The sequence below is a fragment of the Microtetraspora glauca genome, from assembly GCF_040656155.1.
Classification (GTDB): Bacteria; Actinomycetota; Actinomycetes; order Streptosporangiales; family Streptosporangiaceae; genus Microtetraspora; species Microtetraspora glauca.
The window spans coordinates 154290-176871 of the sequence record NZ_JBFALK010000016.1; the positions used below are offsets into that span (position 1 = coordinate 154290).

At 68.9% G+C, this 22582-nt stretch carries 20 protein-coding genes; 8 read left to right on the top strand and 12 right to left on the bottom strand.

What is annotated here, in order from left to right; genetic code table 11:
• Positions 1-6 precede the first annotated feature (6 nt).
• Entirely contained in the window at positions 7-1134 is a 1128-nt protein-coding gene (locus AB0I59_RS27750; protein WP_061252673.1) for an acyl-CoA dehydrogenase family protein, read from the bottom strand.
• Between the two features lie 334 nt (positions 1135-1468).
• Between AB0I59_RS27750 and AB0I59_RS27755 the strand changes: the two genes are divergently transcribed.
• The gene (locus tag AB0I59_RS27755; protein WP_061252672.1) at positions 1469-1855 is read left to right on the top strand and encodes an ArsR/SmtB family transcription factor; all 387 of its coding nucleotides are present in this window, start codon (positions 1469-1471) and stop codon (positions 1853-1855) included.
• Positions 1856-1874: 19 nt separating this feature from the next.
• Here the strand turns inward: AB0I59_RS27755 and AB0I59_RS27760 are convergent, their stop codons facing one another.
• Positions 1875-2741 carry an FAD-binding protein gene (locus tag AB0I59_RS27760; protein ID WP_061252671.1) on the bottom strand — a complete coding sequence of 289 codons (867 nt, stop codon included), beginning with the start codon at positions 2739-2741 and terminating at the stop codon, positions 1875-1877.
• 154 nt (positions 2742-2895) lie between these two features.
• The gene (locus AB0I59_RS27765) at positions 2896-3921 is read right to left on the bottom strand and encodes a LacI family DNA-binding transcriptional regulator (RefSeq protein WP_358137513.1); all 1026 of its coding nucleotides are present in this window, start codon (positions 3919-3921) and stop codon (positions 2896-2898) included.
• A 216-nt stretch (positions 3922-4137) separates the two neighbouring features.
• Between AB0I59_RS27765 and AB0I59_RS27770 the strand changes: the two genes are divergently transcribed.
• The 5 genes from AB0I59_RS27770 to AB0I59_RS27790 all read left to right on the top strand — a co-directional run bounded on the left by AB0I59_RS27770 (position 4138) and on the right by AB0I59_RS27790 (position 8945).
• Positions 4138-5307: a thiolase family protein gene (locus AB0I59_RS27770; RefSeq protein ID WP_061252669.1), complete on the top strand. Its 1170-nt coding sequence runs from the start codon at positions 4138-4140 to the stop codon at positions 5305-5307.
• Positions 5308-5373: 66 nt separating this feature from the next.
• Positions 5374-6228, top strand: a complete 855-nt coding sequence (locus tag AB0I59_RS27775; protein WP_358137516.1) for a 3-hydroxyacyl-CoA dehydrogenase family protein — start codon at positions 5374-5376, stop codon at positions 6226-6228.
• Complete coding sequence (locus AB0I59_RS27780; RefSeq protein ID WP_358137518.1) at positions 6218-7639, top strand: carboxyl transferase domain-containing protein; 1422 nt, start codon at positions 6218-6220, stop codon at positions 7637-7639. The genes AB0I59_RS27775 and AB0I59_RS27780 overlap by 11 nt, the downstream gene beginning before the upstream one ends.
• A gap of 21 nt (positions 7640-7660) precedes the next feature.
• On the top strand, positions 7661-7996 hold the full coding sequence (locus AB0I59_RS27785; protein ID WP_228638395.1) for a hypothetical protein: 336 nt from the start codon (positions 7661-7663) through the stop codon (positions 7994-7996).
• A 10-nt stretch (positions 7997-8006) separates the two neighbouring features.
• Positions 8007-8945 carry a VOC family protein gene (locus AB0I59_RS27790; RefSeq protein ID WP_358137521.1) on the top strand — a complete coding sequence of 313 codons (939 nt, stop codon included), beginning with the start codon at positions 8007-8009 and terminating at the stop codon, positions 8943-8945.
• A 230-nt stretch (positions 8946-9175) separates the two neighbouring features.
• Here the strand turns inward: AB0I59_RS27790 and AB0I59_RS27795 are convergent, their stop codons facing one another.
• A complete protein-coding gene (locus AB0I59_RS27795; protein ID WP_061252664.1) occupies positions 9176-9622 on the bottom strand; it encodes a MaoC/PaaZ C-terminal domain-containing protein in 447 nt (148 codons plus the stop codon).
• A gap of 27 nt (positions 9623-9649) precedes the next feature.
• Positions 9650-10177: an FAS1-like dehydratase domain-containing protein gene (locus AB0I59_RS27800; protein ID WP_063818577.1), complete on the bottom strand. Its 528-nt coding sequence runs from the start codon at positions 10175-10177 to the stop codon at positions 9650-9652.
• A gap of 134 nt (positions 10178-10311) precedes the next feature.
• Here AB0I59_RS27800 and AB0I59_RS27805 point away from each other — a divergent pair, with 134 nt between their 5' ends.
• Complete coding sequence (locus AB0I59_RS27805) at positions 10312-11091, top strand: SDR family NAD(P)-dependent oxidoreductase (protein WP_358137526.1); 780 nt, start codon at positions 10312-10314, stop codon at positions 11089-11091.
• Positions 11092-11159: 68 nt separating this feature from the next.
• On the opposite strand, the gene AB0I59_RS27810 is transcribed toward AB0I59_RS27805, so the two are convergent.
• Positions 11160-12419, bottom strand: a complete 1260-nt coding sequence (locus AB0I59_RS27810) for an amidohydrolase family protein (RefSeq protein WP_358137528.1) — start codon at positions 12417-12419, stop codon at positions 11160-11162.
• 68 nt (positions 12420-12487) lie between these two features.
• A complete protein-coding gene (locus tag AB0I59_RS27815; RefSeq protein WP_061252660.1) occupies positions 12488-13351 on the bottom strand; it encodes an LLM class F420-dependent oxidoreductase in 864 nt (287 codons plus the stop codon).
• Between the two features lie 335 nt (positions 13352-13686).
• On the opposite strand from AB0I59_RS27815, the gene AB0I59_RS27820 reads away from it, so the two are divergent.
• Positions 13687-15030 carry an MFS transporter gene (locus AB0I59_RS27820; protein ID WP_358137531.1) on the top strand — a complete coding sequence of 448 codons (1344 nt, stop codon included), beginning with the start codon at positions 13687-13689 and terminating at the stop codon, positions 15028-15030.
• A gap of 113 nt (positions 15031-15143) precedes the next feature.
• On the opposite strand, the gene AB0I59_RS27825 is transcribed toward AB0I59_RS27820, so the two are convergent.
• The 5 genes from AB0I59_RS27825 to AB0I59_RS27845 form a co-directional block, all read right to left on the bottom strand.
• Complete coding sequence (locus tag AB0I59_RS27825; RefSeq protein ID WP_358137533.1) at positions 15144-16565, bottom strand: ABC transporter substrate-binding protein; 1422 nt, start codon at positions 16563-16565, stop codon at positions 15144-15146.
• A 350-nt stretch (positions 16566-16915) separates the two neighbouring features.
• A complete protein-coding gene (locus AB0I59_RS27830) occupies positions 16916-18121 on the bottom strand; it encodes an NAD(P)/FAD-dependent oxidoreductase (protein ID WP_358137536.1) in 1206 nt (401 codons plus the stop codon).
• A 253-nt stretch (positions 18122-18374) separates the two neighbouring features.
• Positions 18375-19559 carry a saccharopine dehydrogenase family protein gene (locus tag AB0I59_RS27835; protein ID WP_358137539.1) on the bottom strand — a complete coding sequence of 395 codons (1185 nt, stop codon included), beginning with the start codon at positions 19557-19559 and terminating at the stop codon, positions 18375-18377.
• Entirely contained in the window at positions 19559-20131 is a 573-nt protein-coding gene (locus AB0I59_RS27840) for a TetR/AcrR family transcriptional regulator (protein WP_358137542.1), read from the bottom strand. The genes AB0I59_RS27835 and AB0I59_RS27840 overlap by 1 nt, the downstream gene beginning before the upstream one ends.
• Before the next feature lie 221 nt (positions 20132-20352).
• Complete coding sequence (locus AB0I59_RS27845; RefSeq protein ID WP_435831100.1) at positions 20353-22254, bottom strand: hypothetical protein; 1902 nt, start codon at positions 22252-22254, stop codon at positions 20353-20355.
• Positions 22255-22582: the final 328 nt, after the last annotated feature.

Genomic DNA, 22582 nt, shown 5'->3' on the forward strand with positions numbered 1-22582 from the left:
GGGATCTCAGAGGGAGGCGAGGTCGGCGAGGCGGAGGAAGTGGTCCTCCGGCGTCCCATACAGGGCCTGGTCGAGGGTGACGCGTCGCAGGTACAGGTGAAGGTCGTGCTCCCAGGTCACGCCGATGCCGCCGTGCAGTTGCACGCAGTCCTGGAGCATCGGGAGGGACCGCTCCCCCACGTACGACTTGGCCACGCTGACGAGTTCGGCGGCGTCCGCCGATCTGTTCTGTACGGCTTCCGCGGCCGCCTGGGTCGTGGCGTGACAGGCCTCCAGCCAGGTGCGCATGTCGGCGAACCGGTGCTTGAGCGCCTGGTAGGACGCCAGCGGCCGGCCGAAGGAGTATCGGTCGAAGGCCCACTGCACCGTGAGGGCGAACGCCCGGTCCAGAGCGGCACAGAGCTCCGAGCACTGGATGACGACGGCGATCTGGAGCTGCCGCTCGATGACCTCGACCGCTCCCGGCGCGCCCACCAGCGCGTCGGCCCCGACCCGGACGTCGTCGAAGCGGACCTCGCCGAACGACCGGGACAGGTCCAGGGACCACTGCGGGGAGACCGAGACGCCCTCGGCCGAGGTGGGAACCAGGAACTGCGCGACCCCGTCGGGGGTCATGGCCGTGACCAGGAGGAGATCCGCCTGCTCGGCGTCCTCGACGCGGTCCTTGGCCCCGCGGAGGACGAAACCGCCGTCCGCCGGAGTCGCCGTGAGACGGGGCTCCAGCGGCGACCACACGACGCCGGGCTCATAGACCGCCCAGCTCGCGATGCTCTCCCCCGCGACGAGCGACTCGATCTCGGCGCTGTGGTCGGGGCCGCCGCCCTGCGCCTCGACCAGGCCCGCGAGGACGACGTTGACCGGCAGCAGGGGCCCCGGGGCCACACCCGCGCCCAGTTCCTCGGCGAGAAGGCTCAGATCGCGCACACCCTCGCCCGAGACGCTTCCACCGCCGAGCTCCTCCGGCACGATGGTCGCGGTCCAGCCCAGTTCGGCGCCCTTCTGCCACCAGTCCCGGCTCCAACGAAGCTCGCCGTCCGCCATCCCGCGGATGCGGTCCAGGGGATACTCCTTCTCGAGGAGCCTTCTGGCCGATGCCTGGAAGATCTTTTGGTCCGACGAGAGTTCCAGCTCCATCGAGACTTCCTCTCACATGTCAGGGGAAACGCCGGCCGGGTGACGCCGGGCCTCAAGGCGTGCGAAGTCGCGTAGTCACGAAGTCACGGCCGGGTCCGGCCGGCACTCGGGACGCATCTCACTGAACAGCATCGGAGAACAGTTGTCAATGTATCGAAGTTTTGTCTTCACGGTGCCGCCGTCCGGGCAGGCGGCCCGGACGCCGAAAAGCGCGGCGCCGACGCCTGTGTGCCGTCTCACGTGGGCACGGATCAGCCCATGCGGGTACGTTTGGGCTAGATTCATGTTTGGCGAATACTGAAAGCGTGCTGGATGGCAGGAGAGGAGTAGGACCATGTCCCGCGAGCCCGTCGCCGTGACAGAAGTCTTCAAGGCGTTGTGCGACCCGATCCGGTGGAGCATCGTCCAGCAGGTGGCTCAGGAGGAGGAGTTCGCCTGCAGCATCCTGGAGGACATGCTGCCTGTTTCCAAGCCCACCATCTCCTACCACACCAAGATCCTCACGCAGGCCGGGGTGATCGAGGTGCGCAAGCGGGGCCGCAACTACTTCTACACGCTGCGCCGAGATGTCGTGCGTGAAGTGATCGACGAACTGTGGACTCTGGCGCCCGGGGACCGCCCTGAGGTCGGGAGCACCGCCGAGGACGAAGCCCGGCAGCCGCGGCGGCCCTCGCTCGCCGAGACATCGAGTGACACCGACGCCCCTCTCCTGACCTGGTAGGCCCAGCCGGCCTACCCCGTCACACGGCGAAACGGAGCCCGGTCCAGGAGTGCCGCGCCCGCGTGCCGACGGCACCGAGCCCGGCACGCCTGCCGACGATCACTTCGGCGCAGGTCCGCTGATCGGTGGGACCGGTGTGGCGCGTCCGGATCGCCGAGTAGAGACCCGGCACGGGCCGGCCTTCGCTGACGAGGACAGCCCCGGTCATCTCGTCAACGTGTAGTTCCGCCTGCCGTACGGCCGCCGAAGAGGCCGGTTCGCGCAGTGCGCACCAGGTGCGGACGGTCAGTTCAGGTGTCGACCACACGCAGACGGCCGTCGAGGGGACCGTGTCCGCCCGACGGCGCCGGGCGGCCTCCGTCGAAACCCCGGCGCCGGACCCCACTCGTGCCGCGGCCCACATGGCGGGCCCGACGAACTCCCAATGGCGCGGGTGCAGCGCGAGAACGACCGAGGAACAGCTGATTTCGCCGACCCGGAAGCCCGCCCGCCACACCGTCTCGGCGGCTCGGGCGAGGACGGGCGCGGCGAACGCCGGCACCCGATCACCCATCCTCTGCAGCCAACGGTGTCTCGCGGCAGCCGCTCCCCCGGCGGGGAGCGTCGCGTATCCGACACCGCACACCAGCCCGGCGTCCATCACGAGTTCGTGCACGCGGGACTGTGCTCGTACTTCCACCCCGGCGGCGCGCGCGGCCGCCCGCAAGCCGGCTCTCAGCTCGTCGCGGGACCGGTCGGCACCGGACGCGACACGCCTGCCCTCCACCGGGACGCGCTGATCCAGGACCAGCACGCGCGCATCGGCCTCAGCCGCCGCCAGGGCCGCCGCGGCCCCGGAGACACCGAATCCGACGACCACCACATCGACGTGTTCGTCCAGCGACATCGGCCAGCCTCCTCGCCAGCACATCCCCCAGGCGAGCATTCCCCTGAAGGTCCTCGTCGGCGCGGCCCACACTACGAAGGCAGGTGACACGTGTCAACGGTGTTACGCCCCCGTTAACGCCCGCACGCTCCGCGTGCCTGCCACCCCGATCGGGCTATGTCGTCTCGCCAAGGAGGATCGTGAACGCCTCGTGCGTGGTCGGGCGCCTGCCGGCAGGCGCCGAACCGCCGTAGGCATGCGCCAGCGATTCCCGTATGTGTCCCAGGACCGCTGATACGTCGGGAGAAACGGTCGTCACCCGGGGCGAGACCAACTGCCCGACCGCCATGCGCTCGACGCCGACCACCGCGACGTCGTCCGGCACCCTCAGTCCGAGCCTCTTCGCGGCGAACACCAGGGCGAGGGCCACCTCGTCGTTGTAGCAGGCGACCCCCACCGGACGGCCGCGCAGCGCGAGCAGTTGCTCGAGGGCCAGCTGCGCGCCTTCGCGGTCGACGGGCACATGGATGTAGGAGGGCGGGGCCAGCCCCTCAGCCGCGCAGAACTCGGCGACGGCGTCCGCGCGCTCCTGTCCGTACGGGTCCTCACGCATGTCGATGAGGAACGCGTAGGCGAGCTCCCTATAGCCGCGGTCATGCAGGTGGCGAGCCTGCAGGGCCCCGATCCAATCGTTGACCTGGGGAGTCCCCTCCCCGGGGAAGAGGGGGCAGCCGACCCGTTCCACGAACGTGAGGTCCTGCGCCGTCAGGCCGCCCAAGTCGATGAGCCCGGCGGGACGCAACGTCTCGATCATGTGCCGCAACCGCTTGGACTTCTCGTTCTTCCCCTGTGCGCCGCTGAAGTGCACGACCACGGTGAAGCCGAGTTCCTCGACGTCGGCCGAGATGACCTCGACGACGTCCTGAAGCCTGGTCACGGTCGCGTAGGGCATGACCAGGACGATGAAGTCACTGCGTCCCATGACCAGTGCACGGCCGGCCGCCGAGCGGACGTAACCGAGCTCGGCCGCGGCGCGGCGCACCCGCTCGACCGTCTCGGCGCTGAACCGCTCGACCTGATCGTTGAGGACGTGGCTCACCGTGGCCCGGGAGACTCCGGCGAGCCGGGCGACGTCACCGCTGGTCGCCGGACGCGAGCCCCGAGATGTGGCCGGGCTCTTGTCCACCGGTTGCCTGGACACGTCGTCTCTCCCAAGAGGTCGAAGAGGCGCCCCCCGAGTAGGGCTTGCTGCTCACGGTACGGCAGAGCGGCTGGTCCGCACGCCTCCGCCCGGAGCAGGCCGGATCAGGTCCAGTTCGATTCATTTACGAATTTAGAAGTATCCGATATCGTCTGACAGTCGCCCAACTGGCTCCGTGCCCGGCGACCCCGTTCCTTGAGACAGTGAGGTGGTCCTGTGCCCGAAGCCGTCATCGTCAGCGCGGTCCGAACCCCCATCGGGACGGCCCGCAAGGGCACCCTCACCGAAACCCCCGCCGAAGTTCTGGCCGCTCACATCCTCCGGGAGGCCGTTCGCCGTTCCGGCCTGGCGCCCGAACGGTTCGACGATGTGATCTTCGGGGAGGTGATGTACGGCGGCGGTGATCTGGCCCGGCACGCCGCGGTCGCCGTGGGCATGACCCAGGTGCCCGGCGTGGCGGTGAACCGGCACTGCGCCAGCAGCCTCGCCACCGTCGGAATGGCCGCGGCGAGCATCCGGGCGGGCATGGACCGCGCCATCGTGGCCGGCGGCGCGCAATCGTCCTCCACCACTCCGTCCCTCACCTGGCGGATCCCGCTGAGCGACGACACCGAGCGGCGAAACGCCCCCACGTTCCCCTACACAGAAGACGCCACCGACGACGTGACCCTGAGCGTCGGCTGGAACGTCGCCCAGAAGTACGGGATCACGCGCGAGCAGATGGACGCGTGGGCGCTGCGCTCACACCGGCGCGCGGTCGCCGCGACCGAGGCGGGCGTGTTCGCCGACGAGATCGCGCCGATCGAGGTGACCCGGCGGGACGGTTCCGTGATCGAGTTCGCCGTGGACGAGCACCCGCGGCCCACGACCTCAATGGAGAAGCTGACGTCGCTGCCGCCGCTCCACCCGGAGATCGAGGGGTTCTCGATCACCGCGGGCAACGCCAGCGGCTCCAACGACGCCGCGGCCGCGCTCGCCGTGGTCGCGGACGATCTGGCTCGCGCGGAAGGCATCGAGGCGCTCGCCACCGTACGCGCCTGGGCCGCGGCCGGCGTCGAACCGAAGTACACCGGCATCGGCGCGATCGACGCCGCGGTCAAGGTCCTGGAGCGGGCCGGGCTGACGACGGCCGACGTCGACCTCTGGGAGATCAACGAGGCGTTCGCCTCGGTTCCGGTGGCCGCCTGCCAGGTGCTGAATCTCGACGAGGAGAGGGTCAACATCTACGGCAGCGGGTGCAGCCTCGGCCATCCGGTCGCCGCGTCCGGAGCTCGCATGGTGACGACGCTCGCCCATGAGTTGCGCCGCCGCGGCGGCGGGATCGGCCTGGCCACCATGTGCGCCGGCGGCGGGCAGGGCGGAGCCGTTCTCATCGAGGTCTCCTAGGGGGAGATCCCGGCCGCCGTTCGCCGCATCGCTCTTCTTCTGCCGCCCCTCCAGAGGAGTCTCAACATGACCATCAAGAAGATCGCCGTCGTCGGCTGCGGGACCATGGGCGCCGGAATCGTCCAACTCGCCGCGCAGAACTGCCTCGAGGCCATCGGTGTCGAGGCGAGCGAGTCCGGGATCGACGCCGCCCACCGGCGCGTCGACGCCGGTCTCGAGGCCGGCCTCAGCCGGGGAAAGATCAGCCCGGAGCAGGCCGAGCAGGCGCGGAACTCCTACACGCTGACGACCGACCTGACGGAGATCAAACAGGCGGACCTCGTCGTGGAGGCCGTGTACGAGGACGTCGAGCTCAAGAAGCGGCTGCTCGGGGAGATCGACCGGCTGGTCGGCCCGGAGACGCTCATCGCGTCGAACACCTCAACCATCCCGCTGGTCATCCTCGCCGCGGCGACGTCGCGGCGCGAGCAGGTCATCGGGTTGCACTTCTTCAACCCGGTGCCGGCGATGCGCCTGGTCGAGGTGATCAGGACTCCTGTCACCGAGCAGGGATGCGTCGACGCGGTGACGGAGCTGACGACAAGGCTCGGCAAATCGCCCGTCGTCGTCAACGACGTGCCCGGGTTCGTCGGCAATCTCCTCATCGTGCCGTACCTGCTCGACGCGATCCGCGCCTTCGAACGCGGCGTGGCCGACAAGGAGTCGATCGACTCCGTGATCACGTCGGGGTTCAACCACAAGATGGGGCCGTTCCGGCTCAGCGACCTGATCGGCCTGGACATCGTCCACGACATGGCCGCGTCCATGTACGAGGAGTACAAGGACCCGAGGTACTTCCCGCCGCCGCTGCTCAAGCAGTACGTCCGGCTGGGCTGGCTGGGGCGGAAGACCGGACGGGGCTTCTACACCTATGACGACTGAGCCGCTCGCTCCGGCCCAAGCCGTCGCCAGTGTCGTCGCGGCGTGGGACGACGCGCTCCGCTCGACCGACCCGCTGGACTTCCCCGGATACACCACCCCGGCATCGTCCGAGGAGTCGGTCCGGACGGCACTCGTCGAGTTCGGCGGGCGACCCGCCGTATGGATCGACTGCGACTTCCGCCGTGTGGGCGGGACGATGGGCGCCGTCGCCGGCGAACGCATCGTCCGCGCCTTCGACCGCGCCACCCAGATGGGTGTGCCCGTGGTGGAGACGATCTCGACCGGAGGCGCACGGCTGCAGGAGGGAATGCTCTCCCTCCTGCAGATGCCCCGCACGGTGTCGGCCGCGGCGCGGCATGCGGCCGCGGGGTTGCGGTCGGCCGCGTACCTGCGGTCGCCGGCGACCGGCGGAGTCTTCGCCTCCTTCGTCTCCGTGGCCGACCTGCGCGCCGCCGAGCCGGAGGCGACCATCGGCTTCGGCGGCCCCAGAGTCGTCGCCGAGGTCACCGGCGCCTACCCGCCGCCGACCTCGCACACCGCGGAGTCGGCGCTCCGGCACGGGTTGATCGACGCGATCGTCGACCCCTCGCGTTGCTGGGACTGGCTGGCCGCGGCCGTGGGCGTGATCACTGCCGGTCCCCTCGTGCCGCCTCCGGGGCGCCCACACGGGCCCGACGCCACCGCCCGGCCGGAGGATCCGTACGAGCACCTGCTGCGGGCCCGCGGAAGCGGGCGGCCTTCCGGCCTGGAGTGGGCGGCGTGGCTTACCGATGAGTGGGTGGAGATCGGCGGCTCCGACCCGGCCGTGCGGGCCGGACTGGCGGCCGTCGACGGCCGCCGGGTCGTCGTCGTCGCGATGGACCGGTTCGCCGGGGCGTTCCGGCCGGGGGCGCCGGGTCCCGGCGCCTATCGCCTGGCGCAGCGGGCCGTCCGGCTCGCCGACCGGCTGGGGCTTCCGGTGCTCACCCTCGTCGACACGCCCGGGGCCGAGCCGAGCCCGGAGTCGGAGGCGGGGGGCCTCGCGGGTGAGATCGCGCGGACCCTGCTCGCCCTTGCCGAACTGGCGTCGCCCAGCGTCAGCGTGATCGTCGGAGAAGGCGGCAGCGGCGGCGCCGTGGCGCTGGCGCACACCGACCAGCTGTTCGTCCTGGACGGCGCGGTGTTCTCCGTGATCGGCCCCGAGGCGGGGGCCGCGATCCTCTACCGCGACCCGGCCCGGGTTCCCGAGCTCACGCGGTCCCTCCGGCTGACCCCCGATGAGCTGCTGCGCCTCCGCGTCGTGGACCGCGTGCTCCCGGAGGACGTGGCATCGGTCCGGGCCGCGGTGACGGAGGCGCTGGCCCAGGCGCGGGCGGGGACGAAGGACAGCCGTCCACATCTGGCGACGGCCGCCGCGGTCGCGAATCAGTGATTCCCTCAAAGGAGAGCGAAAGTGAGCAGAGCTGCACTACTGGCCTGGGCCAGCCCGGTGCCCCACCGCACCGCCGAGTTCGTGGAGTGGTACGAGAACGTCCACATTCCCCAGGTGCGGGCGGCGATCCCCTCGATCGAGGAGGTGGTCCGGTACCGCCTCGTGGATCCGGCCGATCCGGAGCGGCAGCCCCGGTTCCTCACCTTCTACGACCTCGGGGAGGTCGACGTGGCCGACGCGTCGGCGAGCCTCGCGGAGGCGGCCAAGGCCGGTGAGCTGGAGCCGTCCTCCTCCATGGACCTGGTGACCGATCCCCCGGTCATCCAGTGGTACATCCGCGATTCCGGCGCTCTGTGAGGAGAGTCTGGTGAAGAAGCAGGTAAAGGTAACTGGAGATCACGGCATCGGGCAGATGATCCACGTCGTCCACATGTGCGATGACGTGGAGGAACTGCGCCGGTTCTACGAGGACGTCCTGGGCGGCGTCGTGTACATGGGCGGCGACGAGCCGAACTACCTCCCCTGGGAAGACCGCTACGCGGCCCTGCTGATGGTCGGCGACCTGTGCGTGGAGGTCATGGCACCGAAGATGCCGGCCAATCCCCAGCTTCCCGTCGGCAAGTTCTACACGAAGTACGGACGCCACCTGCACTCGGTGGGGTACAAGGTGGACGACCTCGTCGGGCTGGCCGACCGGCTGCTCGAGCGCGGGGTCTACATCGGCAAGCCCGGCGGCGGAAAGATCGACAAGCTCGACCCGGACACGCCGTACTTCTTCCCGAGTCCGCGCGACACCGCCGGCCTGATGGTGGAGCTGTGCAAGCTGGACATGCCGGACGATCCGCGTGACCAGGAGACGTGGTCGTCGCTGGTGCGCCTGTGGCGGTCCCACCCGCTCACCATCAAGCGCTTCTCCCACGTGACCCTGGGCGTCCGCGACCTGGAAGCGGCCGTCAAGATCTACGTCGACACCATGCAGGCGGTGCCGATCACGATCGGTACGGACGGCGACCTGCGGGCGAAATCCGCGATCCTGCAGCTCGGCGATTGCCTCCTCCAGCTCGCCGAGCCGGTGAACGCCGATTCCGACCTCGGCCGGCACGTCGAGAAGTGGGGCAACATGATCTACAGCCTCCGCTTCAAGGTCGCCGACCTCGACTCGGCCGAGATCTGGCTGAACAAGAACAACGTCCGGACGACGCGGATCAGCGAGCAACTGATCGTCACCGACGTCGAGGACACGTTCGGGGCGCCCATCTTCTTCAGCACCGAGAACATCGAGGGCGACCCCTTCGCCGACGACTGACACGCCGTCCGAACGTCCGGTGGGCGGGCTCTTCCTGACGGGGAAAGAGCCCGCCCATCGGGCTGTCACCGGGTGGGAATCCGACGTATCCGGTCTGCCGAACCCGCGGCAGGCAGCCGCATCGCGAAAGGCGCGTCTCTCGGGAGCACGCCCTGCCGGCTTGGCGTCCGGCTGCTATCAATGGGCGCGAGCCGGACCGGATCAGCGTCTCCGGAGGACGTCCAGGCGGCTCATCCCTGGAGGACGACCTGGGCCTTCGCCGTGACGAGGCGGTCCCCCGACTGCCTGTCCGCCCAGAGGTCCAGCTCCAGCACCGTCGTGCCGTCCTCCCGGGCCTTCCGGCCGGTGATGACGCCACCGCAGGTGACCTCGTCGCCCTTGAGCGCCGGAGCGCGGAAGCGGCACTCCAGATGCTCGACGCGGCCCCGGTCGCCGAGCCAGCTTTCGATCGCGCAGTGCAGCCACGCCCAAAGCAGGTTGCCCATGCCGAAGGCGCCGGGGTAGCCCGCGGCCTTCCCGGCCTCGTCGTCCATGTGGATGGGGACGAACTCGTCGTTCACGGCGGCGTAGCGGTTCCACGCCTCCAGCCCGGCGGGCCGTACGAACGGCGGGACGGCGCCGCCCACATCGAACTCCGGCGTCCGCGTGCCGGGCAGGTCTGCGGCGAGATCGGTCATCGGGTTCCTCCTGGTCGGTCGTCGGGGTCAGTAACGGATGAGCGTCATGCGGTAGGTCTTGATCTCCTCGCCGTTCTGGTTGGTCCAGGTCGTGGCGACGTCGGTCAGCAACATGGCGCCCAGCCGTCCTTCCCGTACGGAGTAGCCGGCGATGGCGGATTCCGCGGTGATGACGTCGCCGGGCCGCATGGGCGCGCCGGTGTACGTGGCCGACACCCCGCCGTTGAGCGCCCGGCGGAGATCCGGCGGTGCGATGCCGAGGTGGTGCTCCATGGCACCCGAGCTCCGGTAGACGGGGTCGGGAGCGATCTCGCATCCCGTCGGCACCTTCTCAGCGGCTCCCCAGGCGAACGGATTGAAGTCGAGCGGAGCGACGAGGCGGCCTTCGCCGGGGGCGCATGGGTCGGTGTACGGCGCAGGCGGCGCCTCCGGGAAGTACACCGCCAGCGACCACTTGCGGATGTCGGACGCGCTGATCGGATAGGAGATCTGACGCGCGTATGGCCGGCCGACGATCTCCAACATATCTGGCCGGATGAGACCAAGTCCGCTCATGTGCCTGCCACCTTCGGGTTCCCGCAGCAACTGTTCATGCAGCAGGATACATGATAGATAGACATATATAGAAGTTTCGTATTATGGGAATGCGGGATCGACCGCTACCTCCCAGGGACGTGAAGGAGCCCCCGATGACGGACGAGCACACGCATGCCGGCCGGCGCGCGTTGGTGACCGGCGCCGGTCAGGGCGTCGGACGTGCCATCGCACACGAGCTGGCGCGCAGGGGGGCCGAGGTGGTCGTCAACGACCTCGTCGACGACCGGGCCGGCGCCGTCGTCGCCGAGATCGCGGCAGCCGGCGGCCGCGCCGTACCCTCGGTCTTCGACGTCACGGACTGGTCCGCGGTGCGGCAGGCGGCCGAGGCGGCCGGCCCGGTCGACATCCTGGTCAACAACGCCGGCAACGCCGGCCGGGTGACGTCGCTGACGCGAGGGGATTTCGCGCCCTTCGTCGAGACGGCTCCGGCCGACTGGGAGAGCTACCTCCGCGTCAACCTGTACGGGGTGATGCACACGGTCCGGGCGTTCCTGCCCGCCATGATCGACAAGTCCTGGGGGCGCGTCGTGACCATCATCTCCGACGCCGGCCGGGTGGGTGAACCGACGATGGCGGCCTATTCGGCGGCCAAGGCGGGAGCGGCCGGGTTCAGCCGGGCGGTGGCCAGGGAGGTCGGCCGCCACGGTGTCACCGTCAACTCCGTGTCGCTCGGGACCGTCGGACCGGAGGAGCCGTCCGACGAATACCTCAAGGACCCCGGGCTGGCCCAGTCGATCAGCCGGTACGTCATCCGGCGCATCGGCCGACCGGGCGAGGTGGCCGCGCTGGTGTCCTTCCTCTCCGGACCGGAGGCCGGTTGGGTGACCGGGCAGACCTATCCGATCAACGGCGGCTACTCCTTCTCGTTCTGAACGCTCCTTCTGAACGCGAATCGGCGCCCGGCCCGAAGGCTGGGCGCCGATTCGCGTGGCGGGGCCGATCAGGAGGAGTGGGCCAGCTCGTACAGCCGGCGCCACTCGTGCTTCGACCGGATGGTCGCGTCGACGTCCGGTGACAGCGCGCGCAGGGCGCCGACCGTCGCCTGCTCCTTCGGGATGTGCTTGAAGGCGTCCCACCCGAAGAAGCGGCAGGTGTTCTCCCACGTGATCATGTTGATCTCGTGGTCGGGCACACCCGCGCCGTTCATCTCGTTGAGCACGAACTCGGGGGCCTCCGGCCAGATCGAGTCCGAGTGCGGGTAGTCGCACTCCCACGCGATGATTTCCATGCCGATGTCGTGCCGGACCTTGAGGGCCGTGGGGTCGGTGACATAGCAGGCCAGCGAGTGCTCCCGGAAGATCTCACTCGGCAGCTTGCCGCCGAAGTCGTGGCCGAGCCAGCGCTGGTTGGTGTAGTGCCGGTCGCAGCGGTCCAGGTAGAACGGGATCCACCCGATGCCCGCCTCCGACCAGGCGATCTTCAGGTCGGGGTACTTGCGCATCGCGCCGCCCCAGAGCAGGTCCTGGGCCGCGAACGTGGACACCTGGGTCGCGAGGATGATCAGGTTGTCGATCGGGGCGTCGGGCGCGCCCTTGATGGCCCCGAACCCCTGCCCGATGTGCAGGCACATGACGACCTGGGTCTCGGAGACGGCACGGAAGAACGGGTCCCAGTATTCGAGGTCGTGGTAGCTGGGCAGCCCCTGCAGGTGAGGCAGCTCGGGCATCGTCATGGCGCGGACGCCCTTGGCGGCGACGCGGTAGACCTCCTTGGCGAGTTCCTCCGGGTTCCAGACCGGGCCGAGCGCGATGGGGATGAAACGGCCGGGGTACGTCGCCGCCCACTCGTCGATGTGCCAGTCGTTGTACGCCTTCAGCATGATCAGCGCCAGGTCCTTGTCCTGGGCCTCCTGGAAGAAGCGCGCGCTGAAGCCGGCGAACGACGGGAAGCACATCGAGGCGAGGATCCCGTTGCGGTTCATGTCCCGCACCCGCTGGTGGATGTCATAGGCGCCCGGCCGCATCTCAGAGAAGGTGGAGGGGTTCATCCCCCACTCCTCGTTCGGCCAGCCCACGACGGCGTTGAGGCTGCTCGAGACGCTGGGGATGCCCTGGAACCACCACTTCTCGTAGCCGTTCTCGTCCATGATGGACTTCGGCGCCTGGTCCTTGTACTTCTCCGGGACGTGGTTATCGAACATCTCGCGAGGTTCGACCACGTGGTCGTCGATGCTGACCAAGATCATGTCTTCGACGTTCATCCCGTCTCCTGTCTGAATCTGGTTCCGAATATCCTGCGGATCAGGTCATGGTCGGCCGGTCCGGCCGGTCACCACTCGGAGATCTCGGGGATCACCTTCGCGCCGAGCGCCTCCAGCGGCGTGATCGTGCCGACGTCGGGAACAGCGCTGTAGACCGTGGTGAAGCCCAGTTCGTGCAGCCGCCGCAGCTCCTCCAGGAGGTGCTCCACGCTGTCGGCGCCGTCCGCCGGGAGCGGGAGCACGGCGGTCTTCTCGATTTCGTTCACATCGCGGCCGAGCTTCTCGCAGTGCTCGCGCAGCCGCTCCACCTTCTGACCGGCGTCCGGGCCGCCGTACACGTTGAACGCGTCGGCGTAGCGGGCGGCCAGCCGCAGCGTCACCCGCTCGCCGCCGCCGCCGATGAGGATCCGCGGCCGGGCCACCGGCTCCGGCGAGTTGAGCGTGCTGGCCAGCTTGTAGTGCTCCCCCACGAAGGACTCGCGACTCTCGCTCCACATCTGCCGGCAGATCTGGATGGCCTCCTCCAGGTGCGCGAAACGCTCGCCGGACGACCCGAACGGCAGCCCGAGACCGGTCGCCTCCTCCTCGTTCCAGCCGGTGCCGATCCCGAGCCAGGCGCGACCCCCGGAAAGCACGTCCAACGTCGTCACGATCTTGGCGAGCAGCCCCGGGGGACGATAGGGCGCCGCAGTGACGAGGGTCTGCAACTCGATCGTCCGCGTCTGCCCGGCCAGGTAGCCCAGGGTCGTGTACGACTCCAGCATCGGCTCGTACTCCTCGCCGAGCATGCTGATCTGCCACAGGTGATCGGTCAGGCTAAGGCGGGCGAAGCCGACGTCCTCGGCCGTCCTCGCGATCCGGGCCAACGCCGAAGCCATCTCGCGCGGCGCGCCCAGGCCCGAGTAGTCGTTGATGTGCAGTGCGAGTCTCATCGGCCGCTCCGAACCGTCCTCATTCAGACTTCTATTCTTCGAAACCTATCGATGCATCATCATTGCGTGAACGCCGAGTGGGCGCAATACCCAGGCACCCCACTGGGAAGCTTTCGAGGCAGGCCGCACTGAGCACGGACCAGACCCGATCCATGGGTCGAGGAGAGACGCCCGCGAGGCCTTGAAGGCGAGAGATCAGTTTAGTACGTTTAATTCTATCGATATGTGGCGCGCGCCACTATCTTCCCCGGCGAGCGACCCCGGTCCAGGCGACGAGACCGATCCACCCCCGACCCGGCCCGCGCACTTCGCCCACCCCCCACTCGGGAGTCACCATGCAGCGACACCCATCCACCGCCACCGCCCGTGAACCCCTGTCCCCCACCGCCCGACGGGCGGCGCTCGCGGGGTTCGTCGGCACGTTCATCGAGTACTTCGACTTCAATCTCTACGCGACGCTGACGGTCTACCTCTCGCCGCTGTTCTTTCCCGCGGCCGATCCGTCGACCTCGTTTCTGACCGGGCTCGCCGTGTTCGGCGCCGGCTTCTTCGCCAGGCCGATCGGGGGGATCCTGTTCGGACGGCTCGGTGACCGGAACGGCCGGCGCAGTGCGCTGATCTTCAGCGTGATCCTCATGGGTGTGTGCAGCACTCTGATCGGGATCCTGCCGACCTACGCCGGCATCGGCATCGCGGCCTCGGTCCTGCTCGTCCTGCTCCGGCTCGGTCAGGGCATCTCCGCCGGAAGCGAGATGCTCGGATCGATCACCTACGTGCTCGAGTCGGTCCCGCGCTCGCGGCGGGTCCTCATGGCGTCGCTGACACCGATGGGCGCCATGGCCGGCGGAGGCGTCGGTGGTGTGGTCGTCGCCCTGCTCAGCGGCATCCTGAGCCAGGAGGACATGGCCGTCTACGGCTGGCGTATCGCCTTCCTGATCTCCGCTCCGCTGACCGTCGTCGCCCTGCTGGTCCGGAAGAGGTTGGAGGACTCCCCCGAGTTCACCGAGATGGTCGCGCACCGCGAAATCACCCGCAGCCCGCTTCGTGAGGTGCTGACGGCCCACCGGCGCAACATACTCATCGCGGGCGGTGTGGCGATCGCCGCCAACGGTGCGCCCGGTCTGTCCGCGTGGTTCGCGACCTACCTCGCCGGCAACCGAGCGCTGCCCGGCAGCACGGTCTTCGTCGCCATGGCGCTGAGTTCGTTCCTCACCATAGGCTTCGCTCCACTCGCCGGCTGGCTGACCGACCGGATCGGCCAGCGGAAGATGTTCGCGGCCGTGCTGTGCGGATACCTCGTCCTCAGTGTCCCGGCCCTGTACCTGATCGGAACCGTGACCAGCGTCGCAGGACTGGTCGCCGCGATCTTCCTCTACGGGGTCCTGGCGGCGCTCGTCCAGGCGCCCGCCTTCACGTTCATCGCCGAACTGTTCCCGCGCCACGTCCGCTACACCGGTGCGAACTTCGGCCAGAACATCGGAACTGTGCTCGGCAGCGGCATCGCCCCGCTCGTCGGTGGACTGATCTTCGCCTCGACCGGTTCCTCGCTCGGCCCGGCGATCTGGGTCGCCGTGGTGTGCGTCATCGCCTTCGCCGCGCTGGCGATGCGGAGCGTCCAGTACGTCGCCGGAACCACTTCCGCCGACGCGGGCGCCGCCCCGGACCCGGTCGGCGGCTGAGACGTCGGTCAGGACCGTCCCGGAGGCGGCGATGGCGACACCGCCCCCGGGACGAGCCCAGGATCGTGAACGTCAGGAACGTGGTGATGACAGCGGCGACCAGATGATGGCGATCAGGACTGCGGCTTGATCACGCTGGGGCTGAGGAAGGTGGTGGCGATCCGGTCCTCGTTGAGCGTGGTGCCCCACGTCGACGGGTCGGTCGTGAGCACGTTGGACGCGTCGCACGCGAACTCGCCGACGTTCGCCGGGACGACCTGCTCGAAAGTCGATCCGGTGAGCTTCATCATCAGCGTGCAGTCGGTCGGCATGTTGGCGCCCGGGTCGGTCGGGGCGTGCAGCCCGCCACCTGTCCACTCGTGCACCTGCGACAGCTTGTTGACCATGCACTGGCGGGTGAGGTCGGAGCCGCACTCCTTGGCCGCCGTCGCCCACAGCAGGAACGCCGAGGTCGCCTGCATGCCGAGCATCGCGACCTTGCCACCTCCAGCGTTGACCAGGTCGAGGTACTTCTTGACCGCCGGCACCTTGTCGGCGTTCTCGAACGGCTGGAAGAACAGGCCCACGTGAAGGTTGTCGCCCTGGCCGCCCGTGTTCCACTTCGCGACGGCCGGGCTGTACCAGGTCGACTCGAAGACCAGCGTCGGGTGGGCGCCGACCCGGTCCAGCGCCTCAAGCAGGCTGAAGCCGGCGGGGTCGGGCGACTTCGAGGTCCACAGCGCCTTGACCCCGCACGCCTTGAACTTCTCCGCGAACGGAACGTAGCTGGGGTCGCCGTCGTTGTTGAGCTGGACCCCGCAGTCCATCGTCTTCACGCCGAGGATCTTCAGGGCATCCTTGATCTTGTTGCTTCCGGCCATGACGGCGGGCGACGTGGAGGTGACCAGGTCCACCTTCTCCCTGAACTCGGGGAACTTCTCGGCGGCCAGCTTCTGGACGGCCGCGTTGAAGTAGTCCACGGGGTAGGGGACCGCCTCGAACTTCATCGGGCCCATCGAGGCGTTCGAGCCGACGGTGTAGCCCGCGACCGTCGGCAGGGTGCACCCGACGCGGTACTGCTCGGCCGCCTCGTCCATGGCGAAGCCCTGGCCGACGAGCATGAAGTCCTGCTTGCACGCCTTCTGCATGACGGTGACCGACTGCATGTACGCCGCGTCGTACTGGTGCCCGACGATCTGGCGGCCGTTGATGCCACCCTGCGCGTTACACCACTTGATCATGGTGCTGACCGCGTCGCCCATCTCCTTGGACAGGCCGGGTGCCCTGGGGAAACCCCGGTCGTCGCCGAAGCCGATCGCGATCGAGGTGTCCGTGACGCCCTGGTCGGTGGCGCCCTTGGCGTCGCCCTTCCCGCAGGGCGACGGCAGCGTACCGAACATCTCCTGACCGTCGCCGGACGCCGCGGCGGGCGTCGCCGCTCCGCCGTCGCCGACACCGGGGACCGCAACCGATCCTCCGCGCTCGCTGGCGCAGGCCGCCAGCATCGAAAGTGCCAGTGCACCGGCCGCCACGCGGGCGATCGTCGTGCCGTTCATCCGGGGTTCTCCTTTTCACCGACCGCCCGAAGGCGGGGGGCTCTCTGGGGGGACAGCGCTGCCCAGTGGTGGGTGCTGGCCGCGGGTGGGTGTACGCCTGGGAGTGAGTGGAGTCTGGGGAACGGCGCGGCTCAGCCGAAGAAGGCCCGCCCGCCGCCACGTGGGCGTAGGTCGCGAGATCCCACCGGACCATCGCCGAGGTCACGAGGTTGACGATGCTGCCGCCGCCGCGCCGCTGCATGTGCGACTGGCAGGTTTTCTGAACGCGAACGCGGCGAACGGACCGCTGCGGAAGCCCTTCGGTAAGTCATCGCCGCTCATCGACAGCAGCGGGCCGCGCGGAGGACCGCTCAATCCGCCCAGCGTGCCCGGAAGATCTGTCCTGGGATGCTGTCGGTCCACTGGCCGTCGGCCACCAGGCGTGCTGCCAGGCGACCGATCTCGTCCGCGGCCATGGCGCCCCGCTCACCCTCTACAGCGATCACGATGTTCTCGTCGACGTGATCGATGTAGGGCGCGCCGCTGTGGTTGGCCGAGACCAGGCAGGGACGGGTGCGGGCGGGCCCGAATTCCTTCCCGGGCACCAGCTCCGTGAGCAGCGCGAGGGCTTCGGCGAGGTCGTCCTGACGACCTCCGGTCCGCACCCAGCGAGCGATGTCCTCGGCGGATCGCAGCGGCGTGTCCAGCACGCTCGACCCTGCGCATTTGACGTACCACTTCCCGTCCGGATAAAGCAGCGGCTGCATGACGATTCCCCCGTAGAGTGCCTTCGAGCCCCGCACCTTCATGTACATGAGCGCGGGGAGCCGCACGGCGGTGGGACCGGCCACTTCGACCAGAACGACCGTGGCGCCGAAGGTGTCCATCGCCAGCGGGCGGGGCAGCAGACCGGTGACGTTGCTCGCCGCGCCGGTGGCGAGGACCACGGAGCGGGCCGACCAGGTGGCTCCCGAGCGACTGGTGACGTCGGCCCCGCCGCCGACGTCGCGGACGCTGACGATCTCGTCTCGGACCAGTCGCGCCCCTGCGGCGCAGGCGGCGGCGAGTTCGGCGCGGGTCAATGCCCGAGGGTTGACGATCAATGCGTCCCTCTGCACCAACGCGGCATGAGCCGGTTCGAACCGCAGATCGGGGTACTGCCGGCGCAGCTCGGCCTCGTCCAGCCGGTGGACCTCAACGTTGAGATCGTCCGCGTTGGCCTTCAGCCTGTCCAGGTCGAACCACGTGCCGCCCTGGTCCCGCAGGGGGCCGCCGGGCATGACGGTGACCGACTCCACCGGGAGCGCGAACTCGATCCCAGTGCGCTCCTGGAGCGCGGCGAACCGCCGTCGGGACCGATTGCCGAGAATTCCCGCGACCAAGGGGAATTCGAGTACGTGCGCGAGTCGCCCCTGATCGTAGTGACCCGCCCACACGCCCGTGTGGTCGGCGAACCCGGCGGGCTCGGCCGGCCCCACGACCAGGACGTCGGCGCCCTGTTCGGCCAGATGCCGCGAGGTCGCCGCGCCGATGGGGCCGGCGCCAACCACTATGGTGTCGAACCTGTCCTGCCGCATGAGAGTTCCTTGTCGTCTTCTACGGATGTGCGCGCGACCGCATGCCGCGGACTGGTGATCGGTTCTTTCTCTCGGCCGCCGGCTCGCCGTCACGCCAGGTGAAAGCGCCTCGTCCGCCCCTTGTGCCGGGCGAACGGCCGGAATGTCTTTTTTGGGGACCTGGACTACGGCCATGTGCCCGGTCGGCCGGCCGGTGCGTCGAGGCGCTCCGGTCAGCCGGCAGCGGAAGCACTCCGCCGCCGCGGCATGTCGATCAGCGGAGTTGTTCGGTCCGCACGACGCGCCGGTACAGCGGGACGCCCATCTCCGCGTACGCCGCGCGTACGAAGGGTTCGGGGTCGATGCAGCCCTCCGGGGCCACCACGCCGCGACGGGTGATCCTGCCCTCCATCAGCTGCCGGACCCCGGCGGCGGCGGGGATGGCGGTCAGCGCGGCGCCGGAGGCCGCCCGCCGCCGGTCGAACAGAACATGCGCCTCGAACACCACCTTGGCCGGCGCCCCCTCCAGCTCTCCTTCGGCCTCGACGTGCCAGACGTTGCCGTTGACGGCGTCCCCCATGTCCGCGGACATCGCATGCCTGCCGTGGTCGGTGGCCATGAATCTGGACAGGAACGCGCGTGGGGAGACCGGCAGGCCCTCCAGTTCTTCGGTACTGGTCAGCCCGAGCCGGGCCAGCGTCCGGTAGAGCTCGACCCCCTCCTGCTGGAACCAGGTGAACCGCGAAGTGGCCTCGCGCAGGCCCGCCACGAAGTGCGGAACCGTGATCGACTCCGGATGGCCCATGAACCCGAACCGGTGGTGGGAGGGGAACGGCGGGAACAGCTCGAACTGCCGAGGATCACCCCACCCGGGCACCTTCTGATAGCGGCCGTCCAGGAACTGGGTGATCTCCCCGTCGAACGAGTGCAGCATGTGCTCGTTGATGGTGGACCCCATGTCGACCACCAGGGGAAGCCCGAGCACCACGTGCACGGAGTGAGCGCTGTCGAGCGAGTCGACGGCCCAGCGAGCCAGCAGGTTCGTCAGACCGGGAGAGGCGCCGATGCCGGTCAGCACGGTCAGACCCGCCTTTTTCGCCGCCTCGTCGTAACGCGGGTTCGTTATCAGCTCTTCCGCGACATCGAACTCGTCGCAGACGTCGACATAGTGCGCACCCGCCGCGAGCACGCCTTCCAGGATCGGAATGCCGTGCCTGTAGTAGGGCCCGACCCCGTTGAACACGATGTCGGCACCGCGCACCACCGCGGCGAGCGAGTCGGGGTCGGTCGCGTCGAATCGCGCCGACGTCACCTTCGGTGATCCGATGCTCGCGGCCACCGAGTCGGCCAACTCGCCCCTCACGTCGGCCACCACCATCTCGTCGAAGCCGCCGCCGACGGCGATCCGCCTGGCGACGTCGCTCGCGACCGATCCGCAACTCAAAATGACCAGTTTCATCAGTCAACGCTCCTTGTCGGAATAGGGGAACCGACCAAGCCGCGCCACGCACCTTTCATCACGGTGGCGACGTGTTCCGGGGGAAGGTGCTCGGGGTTGACGGCCGCCGCGATGCCGACGCCGTCCGCCAGCACCCACAGCGCCTCAGTCACGGAATCGACCGAATCCGGCGCTGCCGCGTCGGGCAGAGCCCGCCGTACCAGGCGGCGCAGCCAGGGCTTGTGGTGATCGGCATAGTGGCGCTGGACCTCGGCCAGCCGCTCACTGTTCATCGCCGCGGCCTGGAAGGCGACGAGCACCCGCCAGAACCGCCGCCGCGTCTCGTCGGTCGGGAGGATGTCGACGAACCTGTCCACCCAGTCGTCCAGGCAGGACAGCGGGCCCCCGCCCTCAACGAGCCGGGCCAGCTCGGCGTACGCACTGCGCAGCGCCGCCTCCAGCAGGTCCTCCTTGGCCGGGAAGTAGTGCGTCACCAGACCGGTCGTGCATCCGAGCTCCTCGGCGACGCGGCGTAGGGTCACGCCTTCCAGCCCCTCCTCAGAGACAACTCGGCAGGTGCACTCGGCGATCATCTGTCGGCGAGTCTCCTCAGCCGCCTGCCGGGCCCTGATTTTGATCTCCCCGGTATCACGTGGCACAGTTCAGCCTTCCGCCTCATATCAAGCGTTCCATCTGGCATAACACGCGTTATGCGGATGAATGCCTGTTTCTATCAGGGGGCAGAAGAAACAGGCCGCGTGCGTTCTCGCTCACTGGGACGGCACGACGCGTGGCGACAGCGCGAGGCCGCCGGTCAGGCGCCGTGCCTGTCCGACCGAGGGCGATAACAGCAGCGGTGCCCGGTCTCCACGGTCTCGTCCAGGTGTGCGCCGACCACTGGATCGATCTCCGTGATTCGGCTGATCGCCCGCTTGACCGCTTTGCTCACCGCGACCCTGGCCCGTTCATCGCTACCGGCGAACTCGCGCATCTGTCCTTTGAGACCGGTGGCGGTAGTCAACTCATCGATCAGCCAGTCGCGTTCGCGGCGTAGCGACGTGGCGCGCTCGAGGTCGTTCATCGACTCGGAGTCGTCGATGTCCTCCTGCAGCTGCGCCAATCGATCTGTGAACGTGCGCTTCGCTACGGAGTCAATGATCGGCTGGGACGAGAAGGAATCGTGAGGTGCCGGGCCCGCCCCTACGGCCAGGTCGGCTGCGGGGATCTCCCGGCCAGGGTTGGCGATAAGAGTCGCCAGGTGCCGCATCCCGATGCGGTTCTCGACCATCACGGTCCGGCCCCGAAGCTCGATCTGCCACGCGCGCCCGCGACGTCTGCAGGTGCAGATGGCCGCCGCGTCCTCGGCGGGCGGATCCTTCTCCGAGGGCAACTCCATGCCGAGACTGAGCGCCTCCTGCTCAGCCCGAGCCAACTCCCGCCGGGCCTCGCCATGGCCTGACCCGTGTCCGCGCGCGAGCGCGTGTCCGAGTCGCCACCGGGACAGGATGGCCGCAGGCCAGTGGCCCAGCGCCTGGTTGGCGCGGATGGCCTTGCGGAAATGGTCAATGGCACGATCCGCATCGCCGACTGTCAGGGCGCTTGTGGCCAGGGAGTGGTGGACGGACCCGAGACAGGTGACGCCAAGGCTGCTGATGACCGGGAGATCGGCGAACGGACTGAGCAGAGTGTAGGCGCGGGCGGCGGCCTCGGTGTCGTGAAGCAGATATGCCGCCTCGACAACGCAGTACATCGTGGGGAGCCAACTGCTGGAGTGAGGGAGATCAGACAGATCCCGGCCGAGAACGCGCGCCAGCATGTGGACGGCTAATCGGTATTCTCCCGCGGTGGCGGCGGCCACGGCCAAGGCGGCGAGATAGGTGCTGTCCACAGCGCTGTGTATGGGGGAATGTGCCAGATCGGAGATCACTTCTACCAGTTCACCGATACGGCCCTGATACCACCGGATCGTGCCTAGGTGCTCGCAGTACCAGCCGAGAGCATCAACATCGCCTGCCAGGTCCCCGCGCTCCGCGCACGTAGCCGCCATCGACTCCGCCTGCGCGAATCGGCCCGCGCGGATGCTGAGCATGACCTCCATCGCGCTGGCGACGAATCCGACCGCCAGGTGTTCGCCTCCCGCCAGGACGGAACGCAGCTCCGTCAGGCTGCGCTCCGCGTGCGGATCGGCGGCCACGAACAGATCGGCGGTTCGCCACATCAGGCCCATCAACAGATCCCCGCGGCGGGCCGTATGAGCGGCTTGGCTGATCAGCTCCTCGGCCAGCTCCAGACGGATGGCGCCCTCTGCCGGACCGAGAACACAGTGGTGTGCCAGGCTCAACGCCTCCGCCAGCGCCACAGGGTCACCCGTGCCTCTGACCTGCGCCAGGATCTCAAGGATCCGGTCATGCCGGCCGCTCCGGTAATCATCCTCCGCGCACAGTCGGACGCGCAGGCGCAGTGCCAGTGATGATCGCGGATCGATCACGCTCAGAGCGTGGAGCTGGCGGGCACGGACCACCCCCGCCTCCGCTGCCGCGCGGTGTTCATGAACCCAGACACCGCCGAGCCCCAACGCCGCGCGGGCCAGCCTCGGGCCGTCCCCCTGCCGGTCCGCCTCGCGGTAGGCCTCATCCAGCAGCCGCCTGCTGCGCCGCAGATCGCCCCTGGTGTGGAGCGCGAACTCTCCCTTCAGCAGTACGTCATCCAAGCCCATCCCGCCATACCCCGTCGGCAACCCCTCCGTGGTCAACGACACCCCCTGAGATCGCACACGGATGCGCCTTCACAACCCCCGCCCAGTACTCTCACCCCACAGCGGCGAGATCGGCAGCACACAGGTTCCACGTCCACAATGAAAGCCAACCGCGACCGTGTGAAGACCTGTTTCGTGACCCGTCGCCAAAATAGCGAAAGACCCGAGATGTCCACCTAGGGACCGAATGGAACAGCGCGGAACATTTTCCGCGATCTGCGTCCAAGGACATCCCGCGAGGCCGTCCTTACGCCCCCCACCAGTACCGCAGTCCTCGCCCCGCCTCCGC

Coding starts and splice junctions, on each gene's coding strand:
- AB0I59_RS27750 (WP_061252673.1), bottom strand. CDS start 1,134: ATGGAGCTGGAACTCTCGTCGGACCAAAAGATCTTCCAGGCATCGGCC.
- AB0I59_RS27755 (WP_061252672.1), top strand. CDS start 1,469: ATGTCCCGCGAGCCCGTCGCCGTGACAGAAGTCTTCAAGGCGTTGTGC.
- AB0I59_RS27760 (WP_061252671.1), bottom strand. CDS start 2,741: ATGTCGCTGGACGAACACGTCGATGTGGTGGTCGTCGGATTCGGTGTC.
- AB0I59_RS27775 (WP_358137516.1), top strand. CDS start 5,374: ATGACCATCAAGAAGATCGCCGTCGTCGGCTGCGGGACCATGGGCGCC.
- AB0I59_RS27780 (WP_358137518.1), top strand. CDS start 6,218: ATGACGACTGAGCCGCTCGCTCCGGCCCAAGCCGTCGCCAGTGTCGTC.
- AB0I59_RS27795 (WP_061252664.1), bottom strand. CDS start 9,622: ATGACCGATCTCGCCGCAGACCTGCCCGGCACGCGGACGCCGGAGTTC.
- AB0I59_RS27800 (WP_063818577.1), bottom strand. CDS start 10,177: ATGAGCGGACTTGGTCTCATCCGGCCAGATATGTTGGAGATCGTCGGC.
- AB0I59_RS27805 (WP_358137526.1), top strand. CDS start 10,312: ATGACGGACGAGCACACGCATGCCGGCCGGCGCGCGTTGGTGACCGGC.
- AB0I59_RS27810 (WP_358137528.1), bottom strand. CDS start 12,419: ATGAACGTCGAAGACATGATCTTGGTCAGCATCGACGACCACGTGGTC.
- AB0I59_RS27815 (WP_061252660.1), bottom strand. CDS start 13,351: ATGAGACTCGCACTGCACATCAACGACTACTCGGGCCTGGGCGCGCCG.
- AB0I59_RS27820 (WP_358137531.1), top strand. CDS start 13,687: ATGCAGCGACACCCATCCACCGCCACCGCCCGTGAACCCCTGTCCCCC.
- AB0I59_RS27825 (WP_358137533.1), bottom strand. CDS start 16,565: ATGAACGGCACGACGATCGCCCGCGTGGCGGCCGGTGCACTGGCACTT.
- AB0I59_RS27830 (WP_358137536.1), bottom strand. CDS start 18,121: ATGCGGCAGGACAGGTTCGACACCATAGTGGTTGGCGCCGGCCCCATC.
- AB0I59_RS27835 (WP_358137539.1), bottom strand. CDS start 19,559: ATGAAACTGGTCATTTTGAGTTGCGGATCGGTCGCGAGCGACGTCGCC.
- AB0I59_RS27840 (WP_358137542.1), bottom strand. CDS start 20,131: ATGATCGCCGAGTGCACCTGCCGAGTTGTCTCTGAGGAGGGGCTGGAA.
- AB0I59_RS27845 (WP_435831100.1), bottom strand. CDS start 22,254: ATGGGCTTGGATGACGTACTGCTGAAGGGAGAGTTCGCGCTCCACACC.